Source organism: Nonomuraea rubra, assembly GCF_014207985.1.
GTDB lineage: Bacteria > Actinomycetota > Actinomycetes > Streptosporangiales > Streptosporangiaceae > Nonomuraea > Nonomuraea rubra.
On sequence record NZ_JACHMI010000001.1, the window covers coordinates 195689 to 208674 of the forward strand.

The 12986-nt window shown below is 71.9% G+C and carries 16 protein-coding genes; 7 read left to right on the top strand and 9 right to left on the bottom strand.

Annotated elements, in window-relative coordinates; all coding sequences use genetic code 11:
* The first annotated feature begins 89 nt into the window (after positions 1-89).
* The 3 genes from HD593_RS00880 (at position 90) to HD593_RS00890 (ending at position 1375) form a co-directional block, all read left to right on the top strand.
* Positions 90-647, top strand: coding sequence for a hypothetical protein (locus HD593_RS00880; RefSeq protein ID WP_185100239.1), 558 nt, complete (start codon positions 90-92; stop codon positions 645-647).
* A 69-nt stretch (positions 648-716) separates the two neighbouring features.
* Positions 717-1055, top strand: coding sequence for a hypothetical protein (locus HD593_RS00885; RefSeq protein ID WP_185100240.1), 339 nt, complete (start codon positions 717-719; stop codon positions 1053-1055).
* A gap of 62 nt (positions 1056-1117) precedes the next feature.
* The gene (locus HD593_RS00890; RefSeq protein WP_246546096.1) at positions 1118-1375 is read left to right on the top strand and encodes a hypothetical protein; all 258 of its coding nucleotides are present in this window, start codon (positions 1118-1120) and stop codon (positions 1373-1375) included.
* A gap of 4 nt (positions 1376-1379) precedes the next feature.
* On the opposite strand, the gene HD593_RS00895 is transcribed toward HD593_RS00890, so the two are convergent.
* From HD593_RS00895 to HD593_RS00905, 3 genes are all read right to left on the bottom strand, one after another.
* Positions 1380-2027 carry a response regulator gene (locus HD593_RS00895; protein ID WP_185100241.1) on the bottom strand — a complete coding sequence of 216 codons (648 nt, stop codon included), beginning with the start codon at positions 2025-2027 and terminating at the stop codon, positions 1380-1382.
* Positions 2015-3349, bottom strand: a complete 1335-nt coding sequence (locus HD593_RS00900) for a sensor histidine kinase (RefSeq protein WP_185100242.1) — start codon at positions 3347-3349, stop codon at positions 2015-2017. The genes HD593_RS00895 and HD593_RS00900 overlap by 13 nt, the downstream gene beginning before the upstream one ends.
* A gap of 98 nt (positions 3350-3447) precedes the next feature.
* Complete coding sequence (locus tag HD593_RS00905; RefSeq protein WP_221524557.1) at positions 3448-3855, bottom strand: VOC family protein; 408 nt, start codon at positions 3853-3855, stop codon at positions 3448-3450.
* 131 nt (positions 3856-3986) lie between these two features.
* On the opposite strand from HD593_RS00905, the gene HD593_RS00910 reads away from it, so the two are divergent.
* The gene (locus tag HD593_RS00910; RefSeq protein WP_221524558.1) at positions 3987-5153 is read left to right on the top strand and encodes a 4-hydroxybenzoate 3-monooxygenase; all 1167 of its coding nucleotides are present in this window, start codon (positions 3987-3989) and stop codon (positions 5151-5153) included.
* A 79-nt stretch (positions 5154-5232) separates the two neighbouring features.
* Entirely contained in the window at positions 5233-5574 is a 342-nt protein-coding gene (locus HD593_RS00915; RefSeq protein ID WP_185100244.1) for a chorismate mutase, read from the top strand.
* Here HD593_RS00915 and HD593_RS00920 read toward each other — a convergent pair.
* From HD593_RS00920 to HD593_RS00940, 5 genes are all read right to left on the bottom strand, one after another.
* Positions 5571-6326, bottom strand: coding sequence for a MauE/DoxX family redox-associated membrane protein (locus HD593_RS00920; RefSeq protein ID WP_185100245.1), 756 nt, complete (start codon positions 6324-6326; stop codon positions 5571-5573). The two genes, HD593_RS00915 and HD593_RS00920, sit on opposite strands and share 4 nt — an antisense overlap.
* 11 nt (positions 6327-6337) lie before the next feature.
* Entirely contained in the window at positions 6338-6940 is a 603-nt protein-coding gene (locus tag HD593_RS00925; protein ID WP_185100246.1) for a cell wall protein, read from the bottom strand.
* A gap of 12 nt (positions 6941-6952) precedes the next feature.
* A complete protein-coding gene (locus HD593_RS00930; protein ID WP_185100247.1) occupies positions 6953-7402 on the bottom strand; it encodes an RlpA-like double-psi beta-barrel domain-containing protein in 450 nt (149 codons plus the stop codon).
* Positions 7403-7509: 107 nt separating this feature from the next.
* Positions 7510-8649 carry a M20/M25/M40 family metallo-hydrolase gene (locus tag HD593_RS00935; protein WP_185100248.1) on the bottom strand — a complete coding sequence of 380 codons (1140 nt, stop codon included), beginning with the start codon at positions 8647-8649 and terminating at the stop codon, positions 7510-7512.
* A 55-nt stretch (positions 8650-8704) separates the two neighbouring features.
* On the bottom strand, positions 8705-9757 hold the full coding sequence (locus HD593_RS00940; RefSeq protein ID WP_185100249.1) for a trypsin-like serine peptidase: 1053 nt from the start codon (positions 9755-9757) through the stop codon (positions 8705-8707).
* A 322-nt stretch (positions 9758-10079) separates the two neighbouring features.
* Between HD593_RS00940 and HD593_RS00945 the strand changes: the two genes are divergently transcribed.
* Positions 10080-10700, top strand: a complete 621-nt coding sequence (locus HD593_RS00945; protein WP_185100250.1) for a hypothetical protein — start codon at positions 10080-10082, stop codon at positions 10698-10700.
* 303 nt (positions 10701-11003) lie between these two features.
* Here HD593_RS00945 and HD593_RS00950 read toward each other — a convergent pair whose 3' ends face one another.
* Entirely contained in the window at positions 11004-12221 is a 1218-nt protein-coding gene (locus tag HD593_RS00950; protein WP_221524559.1) for a serine hydrolase domain-containing protein, read from the bottom strand.
* 163 nt (positions 12222-12384) lie between these two features.
* On the opposite strand from HD593_RS00950, the gene HD593_RS00955 reads away from it, so the two are divergent.
* On the top strand, positions 12385-12963 hold the full coding sequence (locus HD593_RS00955; protein ID WP_185100252.1) for a hypothetical protein: 579 nt from the start codon (positions 12385-12387) through the stop codon (positions 12961-12963).
* The last annotated feature ends 23 nt before the right edge of the window (positions 12964-12986 follow it).

Genomic DNA, 12986 nt, shown 5'->3' on the forward strand with positions numbered 1-12986 from the left:
GCAGGTCGGACCGCAAGACGTGACAGCCCGAGGACACGGGGCAGAGGGGCAACGGACGGCACGATTCGAGCGAGGTTCGGGGGAAGACGATGCCCGGCACCGGGACTCAGGCGTTCTGGATCGACGCCACGCGCGTCGGCGCGCAGGAGCACTACGGCGAGCACCTGCGCACCTGGCGGCACGCGTTCGCCGCCGGGGCGGGCGAGCCGGCCGCGGAGGGTGTCACGCTGGATCCGCTGCACTTCGCGCTGGGCGCCTGGGAGGTGGCCAACCGGCCGGTGGCCGACCCGCCGTACGTGCGCCGCCACCCCCGCGTGCTGGACGCCACCTGCCACCGGCCGGAGAAGGCGCCGGGCATGCTGGCGGTGGTGGAGCTGGCCGTTCCCGCGCCGGTCCGGGTGCCTGACGGGTGGGCGCAGTGGCAGGGCGGGGACGCGTTCACGGCGCCGCCGTACGAGCGGCCGACCGCGCTGACCACGCTGGAGCTGCGCGTGCCGCTGCCGGTCGACCGGCTGCCCACCCCCACCAGGGCGCGGGCCTCGGGGCTGCCCAATCTCGACGACGCCCAGGCCGCGCTCGAAGCGCTGGTGGCCGAGCTGAACGCGGTGGTCATCCCGTTTCTGCACGAGCTGGAGGCGAGCCGATGAACACCGTGGTCCCGCATGAGCCGGAGTCGAGCCGACAGACACCCCGTTCCCGCACGAGCTGGAGGCGAGATGAAACACCGTGACGACGACGAGTTCTTCGCCCCCGTGCTGCGGGAGCCGCCTCCCGCCGACGGCGACGTGAGCGACACCGGCGTGCCGGGCGTGCACGGAGCCGGCCGCGGGCAGTGGGCGGAGCGGCCGCCGCCCTCGACCCGGCTGGGCCTGCGCCTGCTGGCGGCCGGGCTGCTGCTGCTCGCCGGGGTGGTGCTGGCCGTGCTGGCGCTGCTCGCCGGCCGGCCGCCGCTGGCCGTACCGCCCGCCGTGGTGGCGCTGGCCGCCGCCGTCTACCTGGTCGTGTTCGGCGTACGGCGGACCCGCTCGAACGGCGGCCCGCCGACCTTCGGCTGAGGTTTCACCCCTGCCACGTGGGTAAACGGCCTGCGGAGGAAGCACGAGAGCGAGGAGCTGCCATGTCCGCGATGACGCTGATCGACAGGGAATGTGTCCGCCAGTTGCTGAACTCCCAGCACCCGGACGCCACGCTGGTCTTCGTCCTGGGAGACTGCGTCGTCCTGCCCGCCGCCGAGGTGGACGACGCCCACAAGGGCCTGGTGATCGCCCGGCGGGACGAGGTGATGGCCCAGCTCCCGGACGACGCGCCGACGGACCAGATGCTCGACGACCTGGCCGTACGGCTGGACAACATCGTCCGCGACCTGGGCGCCTGACAGGTCAGGTGCTCTCGAGGTACCGCAGCACGGCCGCCACCCGCCGGTCGGTGCCGTCGGCGGGCTGCAGGTCGAGCTTGGCGAAGATGCTCCTGATGTGTTTGTGCACGGCCCCGTCGGTGACGTAGAGCCGCTCGGCGATGGCCGAGTTGCCCAGGCCCTCGGCCATCAGGGCCAGCACGTCGCGCTCGCGCGGGCTGAGCCGGTCGAGGCGGTCGTCGGGGCGGCTCCTGGTCAGGAGCTGCGCGACCACCTCCGGGTCGATGGCCGTGCCGCCGCCGGCCACCCGGTGCAGCGCGGTCAGGAACTCCTGGACCCGCCCGACCCGCTCCTTGAGCAGGTAACCCAGGCGGGCGCTGCCGTGGGCGAGCAGGTCGGTGGCGAACGCCTGCTCGACGTAGGCCGACAGCACCAGCACGGCCAGCTCTGGCAGCCGCCGCCTGGCCTCGACGGCCGCCCTGATGCCCTCGTCGGTGTGATCGGGCGGCATGCGGACGTCCACGATGGCGACGTCCGGGGCGTACGCGTCCACGGCGCCGAGGAAGTCGGTGGCGTCGGAAGCGGTGGCCACCACGTCCAGCCCCTCCGCGCGCAGCAGCAGCGCGAGGCCTTCGCGCAGCAACGGGTCGTCCTCGGCGATCACAATCCGCATGGCAGGCTCACCATCAGGGTGGTCGGCCCGCCCGGCGGGCTGGCCAGCTCGAATGTTCCGTCGTGCGCCTCGGCCCGCCGGCGGATGCCGGCCAGCCCGGAGCCGCCGTCCTCGGCCGCGCCGCCCCGGCCGTCGTCGCTGACCTGGATGTTCAGCCGGTCGCCTGCCCCGCGGACGGTCACGGCGGCCCGGCTCGCCCCGCTGTGCCTGGCGACGTTGGTGAGCGCCTCGGCCACGATGTAGTACGCGGTGGCCTCGACGGACGCCGGCAACCTGCCGGGCACCTCGGCGTCGATCCGGCAGGGCACCGGGCAGGCGGCGCCCAGCCCGCTCAGCGCGCCGGCGAGGCTTCGCTCGGCCAGCACGGGGGGCAGGATGCCGCGCACGACCGCGCGCAGCTCGGCCAGCGCCTGCTCGGCGGCGGCCTGGGCACGTTCGAGCAGCTCGTCGGCTGTGGCCGGGTCGCGGGTGACCGCGCGGCGGGCCGCGCCCAGCAGGACGTTGACGGCCACGAGGCGGTTCTGGGTGCCGTCGTGCAGCGAGCGCTCGATCCTGCGCAGCTCGGTGGCGTGCGCGTCCAGGGCCGCCGCCCGGGTGGCGGTGAGCTGGGCGACGCGCAGGGCCAGGTCGGTGCCCGGATCGGCGGACAGGAACCGGCGTCCCGCCCAGGCCTGCATCTGGGCCAGGCCGGGGATGAAGATCAGGGCGAGGGCGAGCCAGGCCAGGCTCAGCGGGCCGACGGCGAGCGCGCCCGGCCAGGTGTCGGTGCGCCACCCCAGGCCCATGTCCACCGCTTCGGCGGGCGGCAGCAGCCACCAGTACAGCGGGTAGAGCAGGTCGCGCACGGCGGCGAACGGCAGCGTCAGGCCGAGCACCCCGTACGTCAGGCCGAGCGTGGCGTGCAGCGACATCCAGGCCAGCTCGCGGCGGGCGGCGCGCTGCCCGATGGCGGCCCGCCACTCGCCGGGCACCGGATCGGGCTCGACGAGCTGCGGCCCCCAGCGGGACAGCCTCGCCCGCTCCCGGCCTGCCACCACCCGCAGGCCGCGCAGCGCGGCGGGCAGCAGGCGCAGCCCCACCCCGAACAGGCAGGCCACCGCGACACCGAGCATCCCGGCCAGCACGATCAGCGCCAGCGCGGCGGTGCCCATGCCGCCGACCAGGTGTTCGAGCCCGTCAACGGTGGCACGAGCCCGAGCGACCAGCCACCGCGTGCCCACGCCACCACCGCCGCGCGCGGGCGGGCGGACGTCGCCGCCAGGCGCGGGCGAGTGGACCTCGCCGCCGCCCTGCGGGCCGGCTGCCGCGTCCTGCACGGGCATCCGCGCCACCTCCTCCGGTCTCAGACCCTAGGACAGGAGCGGAAATATCGCATGATCGGCGGCGAAAGAGTACAGCAGGCTGTACCCCGGCGGGCGGGTCAGGGCCGGTGCGGCGGCTCCGAGGTGACCCACCACAGGGTGCCGAACGGATCGACCCAGCCGCCCATCTCCGTCCCCTCCTCCTGCCGGGACACCTCCATGACCGGGGTGGCCCCCTTGGCGAGGGCGGCGGCGTACGCCCGGCCCGGGTCGGGCAGCGTGACGTACATCTGCGTCCGCGAGGGATCCTCCCCCTCGCGGTACGGCGGCAGGCACTGCGCCCCGTCGACCCTGGCGTCGGCGAAGTAGATCGTGCTGTCACCGATGCGCATCTCCCCGTGCACGACCCGCTCGGGGTCACCGTCGAGCGGGATGAGCGTCCTGGCCTGCGCGCCGAAGACGTGCGAGGCGTAGTCGGTGAACTGCTTGGCGCTGTGCACCATGAGGTACGGCGTCACGGTCGTCATCGTTCTCCCTGCTCTTCAAATTTGACTAGCGCACGGCCACCGTAACCGCCCGAGTCGGCCCTAGTCAAACTTGATCAGTCCGATAAGCGCGGAGCTTGCGCATTTGTCGATCTTGGTGTCGGATGCCCAGCATGCGGGAGAGCATCGAGGTCGTCATCATCGGATCGGGACCGGCCGGCCTGACCCTGGCCAACCTGCTCCAGCGGGCCGGGATCGGCTGCGTGGTGCTGGAGCGCCAGAGCCGCTCGTACGTGGAGCAGCGCCAGCGCGCCGGCGTGCTGGAACACCACGGCGCCCGCGTCTTCGAGGACTGGGGGCTGGCCGAGAGCGTGCTGGCCGGCACGTCGAGCGACAGCACGCTGGAGATCCGCCTCGACGGCCGGCCGCGCTTCATCGACGTCGCCGCCCTGGCCGGTGGCAGGGCTGGGCGGATCGTGCCGCAGCAGGTCCTCGTCGTGCGCCTGATCAAGACCTTCCTGGAGGGCGGGGGAGACCTGCGCTTCGAGGCCGCCGAGGTGACCCCGCACGGCCTCGACGGCGCCACGCCGACCGTCACGTACCGGGACGCGGAAGGCGTCGTGCACGAGATCGAGTGCGCGTACGTCGCGGGTTGCGACGGTTTCCACGGCGTCAGCCGCGCCAGCGTGCCGGAGGGTGCGCTGACCACCTACACCTACGACCACGGCGTCGGCTGGCTCACCGTGCTGGCCGACGCGTCCCCGCCGCGCCACGCGCTCTTCGGCATCCATCCGGCGGGCTTCGCGGCCCAGTTCGCGCGGGGGCCCAAGGCCAGCCGCTTCTACCTCGAGTGCGCGCCGGGCGCCACCCTGGACGAGTGGGGCGACGAGCGGATCTGGGAGCAGCTGCGGCTGCGCCTCGGCGACGCGGGCCTGCCCACCGGGCCGATCACGGAGAAGCTGTTCGTCGAGATGCGCTGCTTCGTCGCCGACCCCATGCGGTACGGCAGGCTCTTCCTCGTCGGTGACGCCGCGCACATCATCACCCCGATGGGCGGCAAGGGCATGAACCTGGCGATCGCCGACGCGAACGTGCTGGCCCACGGCCTGCGCGCGGCCCTGCGCGACGGCGACGAGGCGCCGCTGGCCGCGTACTCCGAGACCTGCCTGAAACGGGTGTGGGACCACCAGGAGTTCTCCCGGTGGATGCACGAGATGATGCACGAGGCCGGGAACGCCGCGCCGGCCGGGCCGTTCCGGCGGCAGCTCGCCAGGGCGCGGCTGGAGCGGCTGTTCGACTCCGACGCCGCGGCCCGCGCGTTCGCCGATCTCATGGCGTGAAACAAGCAGGCGTCGAATGTCCATTTTCTGCTAATATTTCCCCTTCTGAGACGATGTTGAGTCGAGGGGGCGTATTTATATGGAAAAGACCTCTGAAGATCAGCCCGATGTGGAAATGTTCGTCCAGAACGAGCTGCAGCGGCTCAGGGACAGCATCGACAATCTTGACGCCGCCCTCGTCCACCTGCTCGCCGAACGTTTCAAGTGCACCCAGGAGGTCGGCCGTCTGAAGGCCGAATACCGGCTCCCTCCGGCGGATCCGGCGCGCGAGGCGGCCCAAATTCGCCGCCTCCGCGCGCTGGCCGAGGAATCGAAACTCGACCCCGTCTTCGCCGAACGATTCCTGAATTTCATCATCGCGGAGGTCGTCCGCCACCACGAGCTGATCGCCAGCAGCCACGCCGCCGCCCGCGGCGACTAGGGCTGGACGAGCGCGACCCGCACGCCTGCCGGGTCGTTCCCGGCGAGCGGGACGGCGAAGACCGCCGTGCGGTCCCGGGCCCCGTACACCACGAAGCGGATGCCGTCCTCGTCCCACGACTCCAGCACGTCCGAGGTGAGCTGGGCCGAGGCCGAGCAGTACGCGGCGCTGCGGCGCAGCAGGTGCAGGGACGCCTCCAGCGGGACGGCCGCGGGCGGCGGGATCGCCAGCGGGCGGCGCACGCGCACCAGGAGGCCGCGCAGCGGGGTGAGCCAGTGGCGGTCCAGCTCGGCGGAGAGCGCCAGCAGGACCGCGGCCTCCAGCACGATCACGGCGGGGAGGGCGGGGCCTTCCGGGGCGGCCGCCGCGAGCAAGGAGCCGGCCAGCAGCAGGCCCGCGCGGGCGAAGGCGCGTACGTCCACGGGCCGGGAGTGCGTGCCCAGGCAGCCGCACGACGAGGTGGGCGCGGCCACGTAGGCATAGGTCAGGTAGGCCAGGAAACCGGCGGACAGCAGGGCGGCGGCCACGCCGTCCACGGGGTGGAGCGGGGGCGCCAGCAGTGCGGCGGCCACGGCCAGCTCGGCCAGGCCGACGAGCCGCAGCGCGGGGACCGCGCGCGCCGGGCCGGCGAGCCGGGCCAGTGCGGTGCGCCCGGCCTGCGCCCTCATCCGCCTGCCGAACAGCTTCACCAGGCCGGCCCAGAGGAGGAAGGCGGCTATCACGTACGGCTGCGACGCGGCGATCCCGTGCATGCACTGCCTCCTTAGTGCGGGGAGAAGACCGTGGCGATGTCGACCTCGTTCGTGTCCGGCCGCCAGGCGCCGAGGATCTGCACGTGCTGGCTGACCTTCAGCATCGACAGGTCCGCCGTGGGCGGCGACTCGGAGTGGATGGCCACCGACTTGCCGGCGACGACGTGGCACAGCACGTCGTGGCCGTTGTGGTCGAGGTGGATGGTCTGGCCGGTGATGTTCTTGATGTGGCCCTTGATGTTGACGATGTTCAGCCACACCGCCTCGGCGGCCAGCATGCCGTCGGGCATGCGCACGCCTCTGGCGTACAGGCCGTCGCCGGGCCTGGCCTGGTCGAAGGGGACCGGGCCGAGCTTCCACAGGCTCGTGCCGTCCACGACCCTGATGGTGTGGAAGACCAGGTTCGAGCCCAGGACGAGCAGGGTGTTGTCCTTGATCGAGCGGATCCGGCCCTCGGCGAAGTCCGGGTCGGGGGCGCCGGGCTCCACCTTCTGGGCGGACTGCTGGGCGGCGAAGGCCGCCTCGGGGCCGAGTGAGCCCAGCGCGGTCGCGGCGACGACGCCGGCGCCCCCGCCGAGCACGGCGGACTTGAGCACGTCCCTTCTGCTGCGCATCGTTCCGCCCTCCTAGGCCGTCGAGATCTCCACCGGCCGCAGGCCGGACGAGAGGCTGGCGATCTGGCTGTAGGCGGCGGGGGTGAGGTCGATCAGGCGGTTGCTCGCGCAGGTCGCGCCGCAGCAGCTCCGCTCGCCGCAGAACAGGTCGGTCTGCGGGCCGCAGTCGGCGATGGCGGTGACGACGCTGCTGCCGGTGCACAGCGCCGTGATGCGGTGGCGGAACCCGCAGGTCCGGCGGGACAGGCCGACGCCGCAGCTGTCGGGGCGGGTGATCGCCCAGCAGGCGTCGGAGGTGTTGGGCCAGGCGTGCTGGAGGTTGCCGGAGTTGCAGGTGCCGCAGGCTCCCTTTCCGGTGCTGCTGCAGGGGCCCCATGCGGTGCCGCAGCAGAACCAGGAGACCTCTCCCTGGACCGGGCCGAGTAAGTCGGCGGGCGGGTCGGTGGCCGTGCTTCGCGCCATGCGCGTCCTCCTTGGGTGGGCTCTGGACGATCTCGGCGAGGGGGTTGAAGCTTTCCGACTCGATCTATGAGTACCATGTAAGGATTTTTCGTCAATGCCCGAATTTCTCAGGCACAGAACGCGGTCACCGTGGCGGCCAGCACGTCGGTGACCCGGTGCACCGAGGCGAGGTCGGCCCACTCCGTGTCGGCGTGGGCGCCGCCGCCGTCGGCGCCGAAGAGCAGGCACGGGATGCCGGCGCGGGCCAGCAGGGCGCAGTCCGTCCAGAAGGGCTCGGCGCGGATGACCGGCGGGCGGCCGAGTGCCCGCTCCGCCTCGCGCAGCACGACCCGCGTGATCGCCGCGTCGGGGTCGGCCTCGAAGGGCTCGCGGTGCAGGCCGGGCCGCAGCCGGTAGGAGAAGCCGGGCACGGTGGCGGCGAGGTGATCGAGAACCCCGATCAGCTCGGCCCGGACGCCCTGCTCGGTCTCGCCGGGGACCGTGCGCCGCTCGATCGTGATCAGGCAGCGGGCCGGATAGGTGGAAGGGCCCTCGCCCCCCTCGATGAGCGAGGCGTGCACGGTGCCCGGCCCCAGCAGGTGGTGCCCGCCCGAGGCGGCCAGCCGCCGGCCGAGCGCCTCCAGCGCCACCAGGAAGTGACCGGCCTTGGCGATCGCGTCCACGCCCAGGTCGGGGCGGGAGCCGTGGGCGGCGCGGCCCAGCACCTCGACCTCGAACCAGGCGAACCCCTTGTGCGCCAGCGTCACCTCCAGCAGGCTCGGCTCGGTGACGACGGCGCCGTCGGCGGTGAAACGCTCCAGCACCTCCTCGGTGCCGAAGCTGGCGTGCTCCTCGTCGGCCACGCAGGCCACGATGACGTCGCCGCGCAGCGGGCCGCCCGCGGTGGCGCGGGCGGCGCCGGCCATCATCGCGGCCACGCCGCTCTTCATGTCGAAGGCGCCCCGGCCGTAGATCTTCCCGTCCTCGACGCGCGGGACGAGCGGGTCGCCGTCGTACGTGCCGTACGCGACGGTGTCGAGGTGGCCGTTGAGCATGATCGAGCGCCCGCCGCCGGTGCCGCGGGCCACGGCCACCACGGAAGGGCGCCCGGGCCGCCGTTCCAGGCGGTGGATCTCGAACCCCCGCTCGCCCAGCCACCGCGCGCAGAACGTGGCGGCGGCCGACTCGCCCGCGCCGCCGGGGGAGAGCCCCGGGTTGACGGAGTCGAGGGCGATGAGGCGTTCGAGCAGCGGCAGCGGGTCCGTCATGGCGGGCCTCCCGGGGAGAGGGATCACCCGCCATCATGCCCCGCGGGCCCGTGGTTCAGAGGGCGTCGGCGTTCTGCGCCGCCTGGTAGACGGCCATGGCCTCGTCGCCGAAGAAGGGGCCGAACATGAAGTTCGGGGCGAAGTTGTAGGTGAAGCTGTTGACGGAGTTCAGCCAGCCGAGGCCGGTGGACTCGTCGAAGCCCTGGAACCAGGGCCCGCCGCTCGACCCGCCGGTCATGTTGCAGCGCAGCCCCTGGTCACGGGTCATGACGGTGTCGTTGAACGCGCGCCCGCTGCAGTAGATCAGCTCCGACCCGTCGAACGGATCGGCCGCCGGGTACCCGAAGGCGAACATCTGCCGCTGCCTGGCCTGGTTGAAGGCGACCCCCTGCCCGCCCACGACGTCGGTCAGCGTCCGCCCGTTCAGCGGCGCCACCACGACGGCGGCCACGTCGAAGTTGATGTCCTCCCTGGCGTTCCACCGCTGGGTGGTGAGCATCGCGCTGGCCACCCAGGTGCCGAACGGGCGCCGCCCGTCGTCGAAGGCCGGCACGAACACCCAGTTCCTGTGCGCGGCCCCGTTCAGCTTCACGCAGTGCCCGGCGGTGATCACCACGCTCTCGTTCGCGCTGGTCACGGCCGAGCCGGAGCAGGAGGAGTTGCGGCCGTCGGCGGTGGTGAAGAAGACCCGGCCGGTGGTGCGCACGACCGCGCCGCCGTCCGTCCACTGCAACCCCGGGCTGTTGGGCACCAGGGCCTGCCGCGCGGCGGTGACAGGCGCGGTGCCGCCGACCGACCACGCGGCGCCGCGCGTGGTCCACGGGCTGCGGCGGGTGTTGGTGGCGCCGCGGGTGGCCCACGGGTCGCCCTCCGACGGGCCGCGCGACTGGGTACGCCGCGGCGCGGGCGCGTCGAGGGGCTGTGCCGCGAGCATGCGCTGCGTGGTCCAGTACTGCGAGACGGTCCTGCGCTCCGCCTGCGAATCCGTGGCGGTCCAGCCGGCGGGCCTGGGGTCGTTCGCGGCCCCGGCCTGCGCGGCACCCGCCGGTACCAGGGCGCCTGCCAGGGCGAGGGCGACGGCGGAGAGCAGGCTGACTCTGCGGTGCATTACGTACCTCCCGAAACCGGAATCTGCCGTAGGGAGGTACGTAGGGACGGCCTTATCTTCCTCAACACCCACGCAAACGGATATATCGCCATCACGGAGTGAAGTCGCCATATTGCACAGCGTCACCTGGGGTGAAATGCGTTTGCTTTACAGAATGGCGGTCCGATATTGACGCTCATTCACCGGTTCTTTCCCATTACGGGAAATTCGGATTCGGCGTGGCGTTGTCATCTCGCTCGCGGCAACTGTAAGCATCGTACCGGTCTGGCGACTAAGGGTCGCATTCCGAAAGGAACGGTAAATGTTCACCCCAATGAGAAAAATGGCGAAGCCCGTCGGGCGCGGCATTCTCGCGGCCGTGCTGGCCGTCACCATGGCGCCGGCGGCCAGCGCGGGCGACAAGAACGACGGCCCCGACCATCACAAATTCGACCGTGGCTTCGTCGACCACCACGATGACGACGACGGCGGCAGAAACTGCAGGCCGCGTACCTTCTTCCGGATCCACCAGATGTCGCCGCGGAATTTCTTCGTGCCCCGGACCCGCTACATCGACGGCCCCGGTGGCTCGATGACGGTGGCCGTCACGCGCGAGCACGAGGTGGTCGCCTTCCTGGAGACGGAGAACGAGGCCGAGAAGGTCATCGACAAGGACGAAGTGATCTTCAACCTGCGCCGGCTCGGCCTGCCGCACCTCGAGGAGCGGCACATGGTCTACAGCGGGCACGAGTACACGCAGGAGATCAGCGACGGCATGTACGGCAACATGTGGTACCGGGTCTTCGGTTACCGCGTGGGCTGGTCGGCCTGGAACGTCCTCGGCACCTGCGAGCGCTTCAAGGTCGACACCGGCATCGCGAACGTGCCCTCCCGGGTCGAGGGCTGGCGCTACTGGGAGACCAAGCACCCGATGTTCAAGCGCCGCAAGCTGTCGCTGAAGTAGGAAGAAACCCCAGGTCAGAGGGTTTCGTGGCCGCCCGGCGGGTAGGGTTGCGGGTCAGTCCGGCTGCGCCGGGCGCGTAGCCGTCCGGCGCGCGACCCGACTCCGTGAAGGGGGACATCATGGCCGCGATGCAGCGATATCTGGGTTTCTTTTCGTTTATTAGGATTCCGAACCCGCCGGTTCCGGATAACGGCGAGGCCGGCGGTGGCCGTGCCCGCAGGCGCCGTCGTCGGCGCCGCTGAGCATGCGTAGCCTGAGATGTGAGGGTGAGTACGTCGGCCCTCACATCTTCCGGCCGGCCGTTCAGGAGAAGGCGGCCACCACGATGCCGAGCGTGCGCTCGTTCTGGCCTGAGCCCTTGGCGTCGGTGGAGTTGACGGAGTAGACCAAGGTCCTCGACAGGTCCCTGGTCGCGCCGACCCCGCTGGCGTAGCCGTAGCGCGCGCCCGTCTTGCCGTAGCCCACGATCCCGCCCGGCAGCACCATCCTGGTCAGGCCGGAGGTGTAGGTCGCGGGCCGGTTGCCGCACTCGTCGAACATGGTGACGTCCGGGACGGTGAACATGGGTTCGAGCTGGGCCCGCGGCACGACCTTGCCGGAGAACAGCGCCTTGACGAACTTCTCCAGGTCCGCGGCCGTCGAGATCAGGTCGCCCGAGGCCCAGGTCGAGGTGACGCTCATCCTGGTCATGTCGACCACGTGCCCGTCGCCGTAGCGGACGGCGTTCTCGAAGCCCGCGGGCACGCTCTGGTAGCCCCGGTGGTGCGGCCCCTTGATGGTGGTCGAGGTGCCGGGCAGGTAGCTGTGCCGCATGCCGACCGGGCGCAGGATCCGGTTCGTCACCTCGTGCTCGTACGTCTTCCCCGTGATCCGCTCGATCAGCAGGCCGGCCACGAACGTGTTGATGTTCAGGTAGTGCTGCCTGGTGCCCGGGGCGAACTCGATCGGGTTGCGTACGGCCTGGGCCACGTACTCTTGCGGCGTCCACTTCTTGAACCTGGTCTCGTAGACGTACTCGAAGCCGTCGGGAAGGCCGGGGGCGGGCAGGCCGCTGGTGTGGTTCAGCAGCTGGCCCACCTGGATCTCCGGGTAGGAGGCGGGCAGCAGGCCGGGCAGGTGGTCCTGGACGGTGTCGCCGAGCGCCAGCCTGCCCTCGGCGACGAGCTGCAGCACGACCGCCGTGGTGAACATCTTGGTCACGCTGCCGGCGCGGAAGCGTACGTGCTCGGACGCCTCGCGCCGCGTCCTCAGGTCGGCGACCCCGCTCACACCCTGCCACGAGCCCTTCGTGCCGCCCACCCGGACCACGGCCGCGGTGGCGTCGGCCGCGGGCAGGCCGCCGATGGCCCGGCTCAGTGCCGCCTGGTCGACCGGCGGGATCACGGCGTCGGGGTCCGGCTCGACGACGGCGGGCGGCGGGCAGGGCCGCGAGGTGGGCTCGGGGGTGGGTGTGTCCGCCTGGGCGGGCGCCGCCACGAGGACGGTGGCCAGGGCGAGGCAGGCGGCTGCGGTCTTCAGCAAGGTGATCTCCTCAGTGCTCGGGGGAACGACAGCCATCCTGCTGAGCCGCACCCCCGGCACGGATCGCCGACGCGACCCATTTCCTCTCCCTCCCGCGAGGGAGGCGGCGAACCCCTCGCACCGGCGATGCCCGGCGCCCCTCCCCGGGCGGAGGATCTTCGCCATGAACCTCCGCTTCGCCTTCATCGCCGCTCCCCTGCTCACCTTCGCCTACGGGGTGATCCGCATCCTCGACGGGCTCGACTGCAGCCGCGGCCCCGGCCTCGCCTGGACCACCGGACACCTCGCGTTCATGGCGGCCCTCGTCCTGTTCGTCCAGATCTTCTGGCAGCTGCGCGCCATGGCGGGCCGCGACACGGTGTCCACCGTGAGCGCGGTGGCCGGGACCGCCGGCATCGCGACGTTGCTCGCGCAGTTCGGGATCGACATCGTGGTCGGGTTCATGGCCGCCGACCACGACGGGATGAGCGTGCTCTTCGACCAGGTGCAGAGCGTGCCGGGGGTGTCGCCGATCGTCTACGATGGCGGCCCGTTCCTGTTCTACCTGGCCCAGCTCGCCCTCGTCCTGCAGCTCGCGGTCATGCGCCGGGTCAAGGCGTGGATGCCCGCGCTGGTGCTGCTCGACCTCGCGCTGCCGTTCGCGGACAAGGACCTCATCCCGCTCGGCGCCCTGTGCCTGCTGATCTCGTTCGTCCCGCTCGCGCGCCGGGCGCCAGCCCCGGCCGTGGTCGCCGCAGCGTGACCCGGCGGGCACAATTGGGGCTT

What these genes read in the sequence shown, in the direction of transcription:
- HD593_RS00910 (WP_221524558.1), top strand. Translation starts at nt 3,987, where the DNA reads ATGCGGGAGAGCATCGAGGTCGTCATCATCGGATCGGGACCGGCCGGC.
- HD593_RS00885 (WP_185100240.1), top strand. Translation starts at nt 717, where the DNA reads ATGAAACACCGTGACGACGACGAGTTCTTCGCCCCCGTGCTGCGGGAG.
- HD593_RS00895 (WP_185100241.1), bottom strand. Translation starts at nt 2,027, where the DNA reads ATGCGGATTGTGATCGCCGAGGACGACCCGTTGCTGCGCGAAGGCCTC.
- HD593_RS00935 (WP_185100248.1), bottom strand. Translation starts at nt 8,649, where the DNA reads ATGACGGACCCGCTGCCGCTGCTCGAACGCCTCATCGCCCTCGACTCC.
- HD593_RS00940 (WP_185100249.1), bottom strand. Translation starts at nt 9,757, where the DNA reads ATGCACCGCAGAGTCAGCCTGCTCTCCGCCGTCGCCCTCGCCCTGGCA.
- HD593_RS00890 (WP_246546096.1), top strand. Translation starts at nt 1,118, where the DNA reads ATGTCCGCGATGACGCTGATCGACAGGGAATGTGTCCGCCAGTTGCTG.
- HD593_RS00955 (WP_185100252.1), top strand. Translation starts at nt 12,385, where the DNA reads ATGAACCTCCGCTTCGCCTTCATCGCCGCTCCCCTGCTCACCTTCGCC.
- HD593_RS00880 (WP_185100239.1), top strand. Translation starts at nt 90, where the DNA reads ATGCCCGGCACCGGGACTCAGGCGTTCTGGATCGACGCCACGCGCGTC.
- HD593_RS00920 (WP_185100245.1), bottom strand. Translation starts at nt 6,326, where the DNA reads ATGCACGGGATCGCCGCGTCGCAGCCGTACGTGATAGCCGCCTTCCTC.
- HD593_RS00945 (WP_185100250.1), top strand. Translation starts at nt 10,080, where the DNA reads ATGGCGAAGCCCGTCGGGCGCGGCATTCTCGCGGCCGTGCTGGCCGTC.
- HD593_RS00900 (WP_185100242.1), bottom strand. Translation starts at nt 3,349, where the DNA reads ATGCCCGTGCAGGACGCGGCAGCCGGCCCGCAGGGCGGCGGCGAGGTC.
- HD593_RS00930 (WP_185100247.1), bottom strand. Translation starts at nt 7,402, where the DNA reads ATGGCGCGAAGCACGGCCACCGACCCGCCCGCCGACTTACTCGGCCCG.
- HD593_RS00905 (WP_221524557.1), bottom strand. Translation starts at nt 3,855, where the DNA reads ATGACGACCGTGACGCCGTACCTCATGGTGCACAGCGCCAAGCAGTTC.
- HD593_RS00915 (WP_185100244.1), top strand. Translation starts at nt 5,233, where the DNA reads ATGGAAAAGACCTCTGAAGATCAGCCCGATGTGGAAATGTTCGTCCAG.
- HD593_RS00925 (WP_185100246.1), bottom strand. Translation starts at nt 6,940, where the DNA reads ATGCGCAGCAGAAGGGACGTGCTCAAGTCCGCCGTGCTCGGCGGGGGC.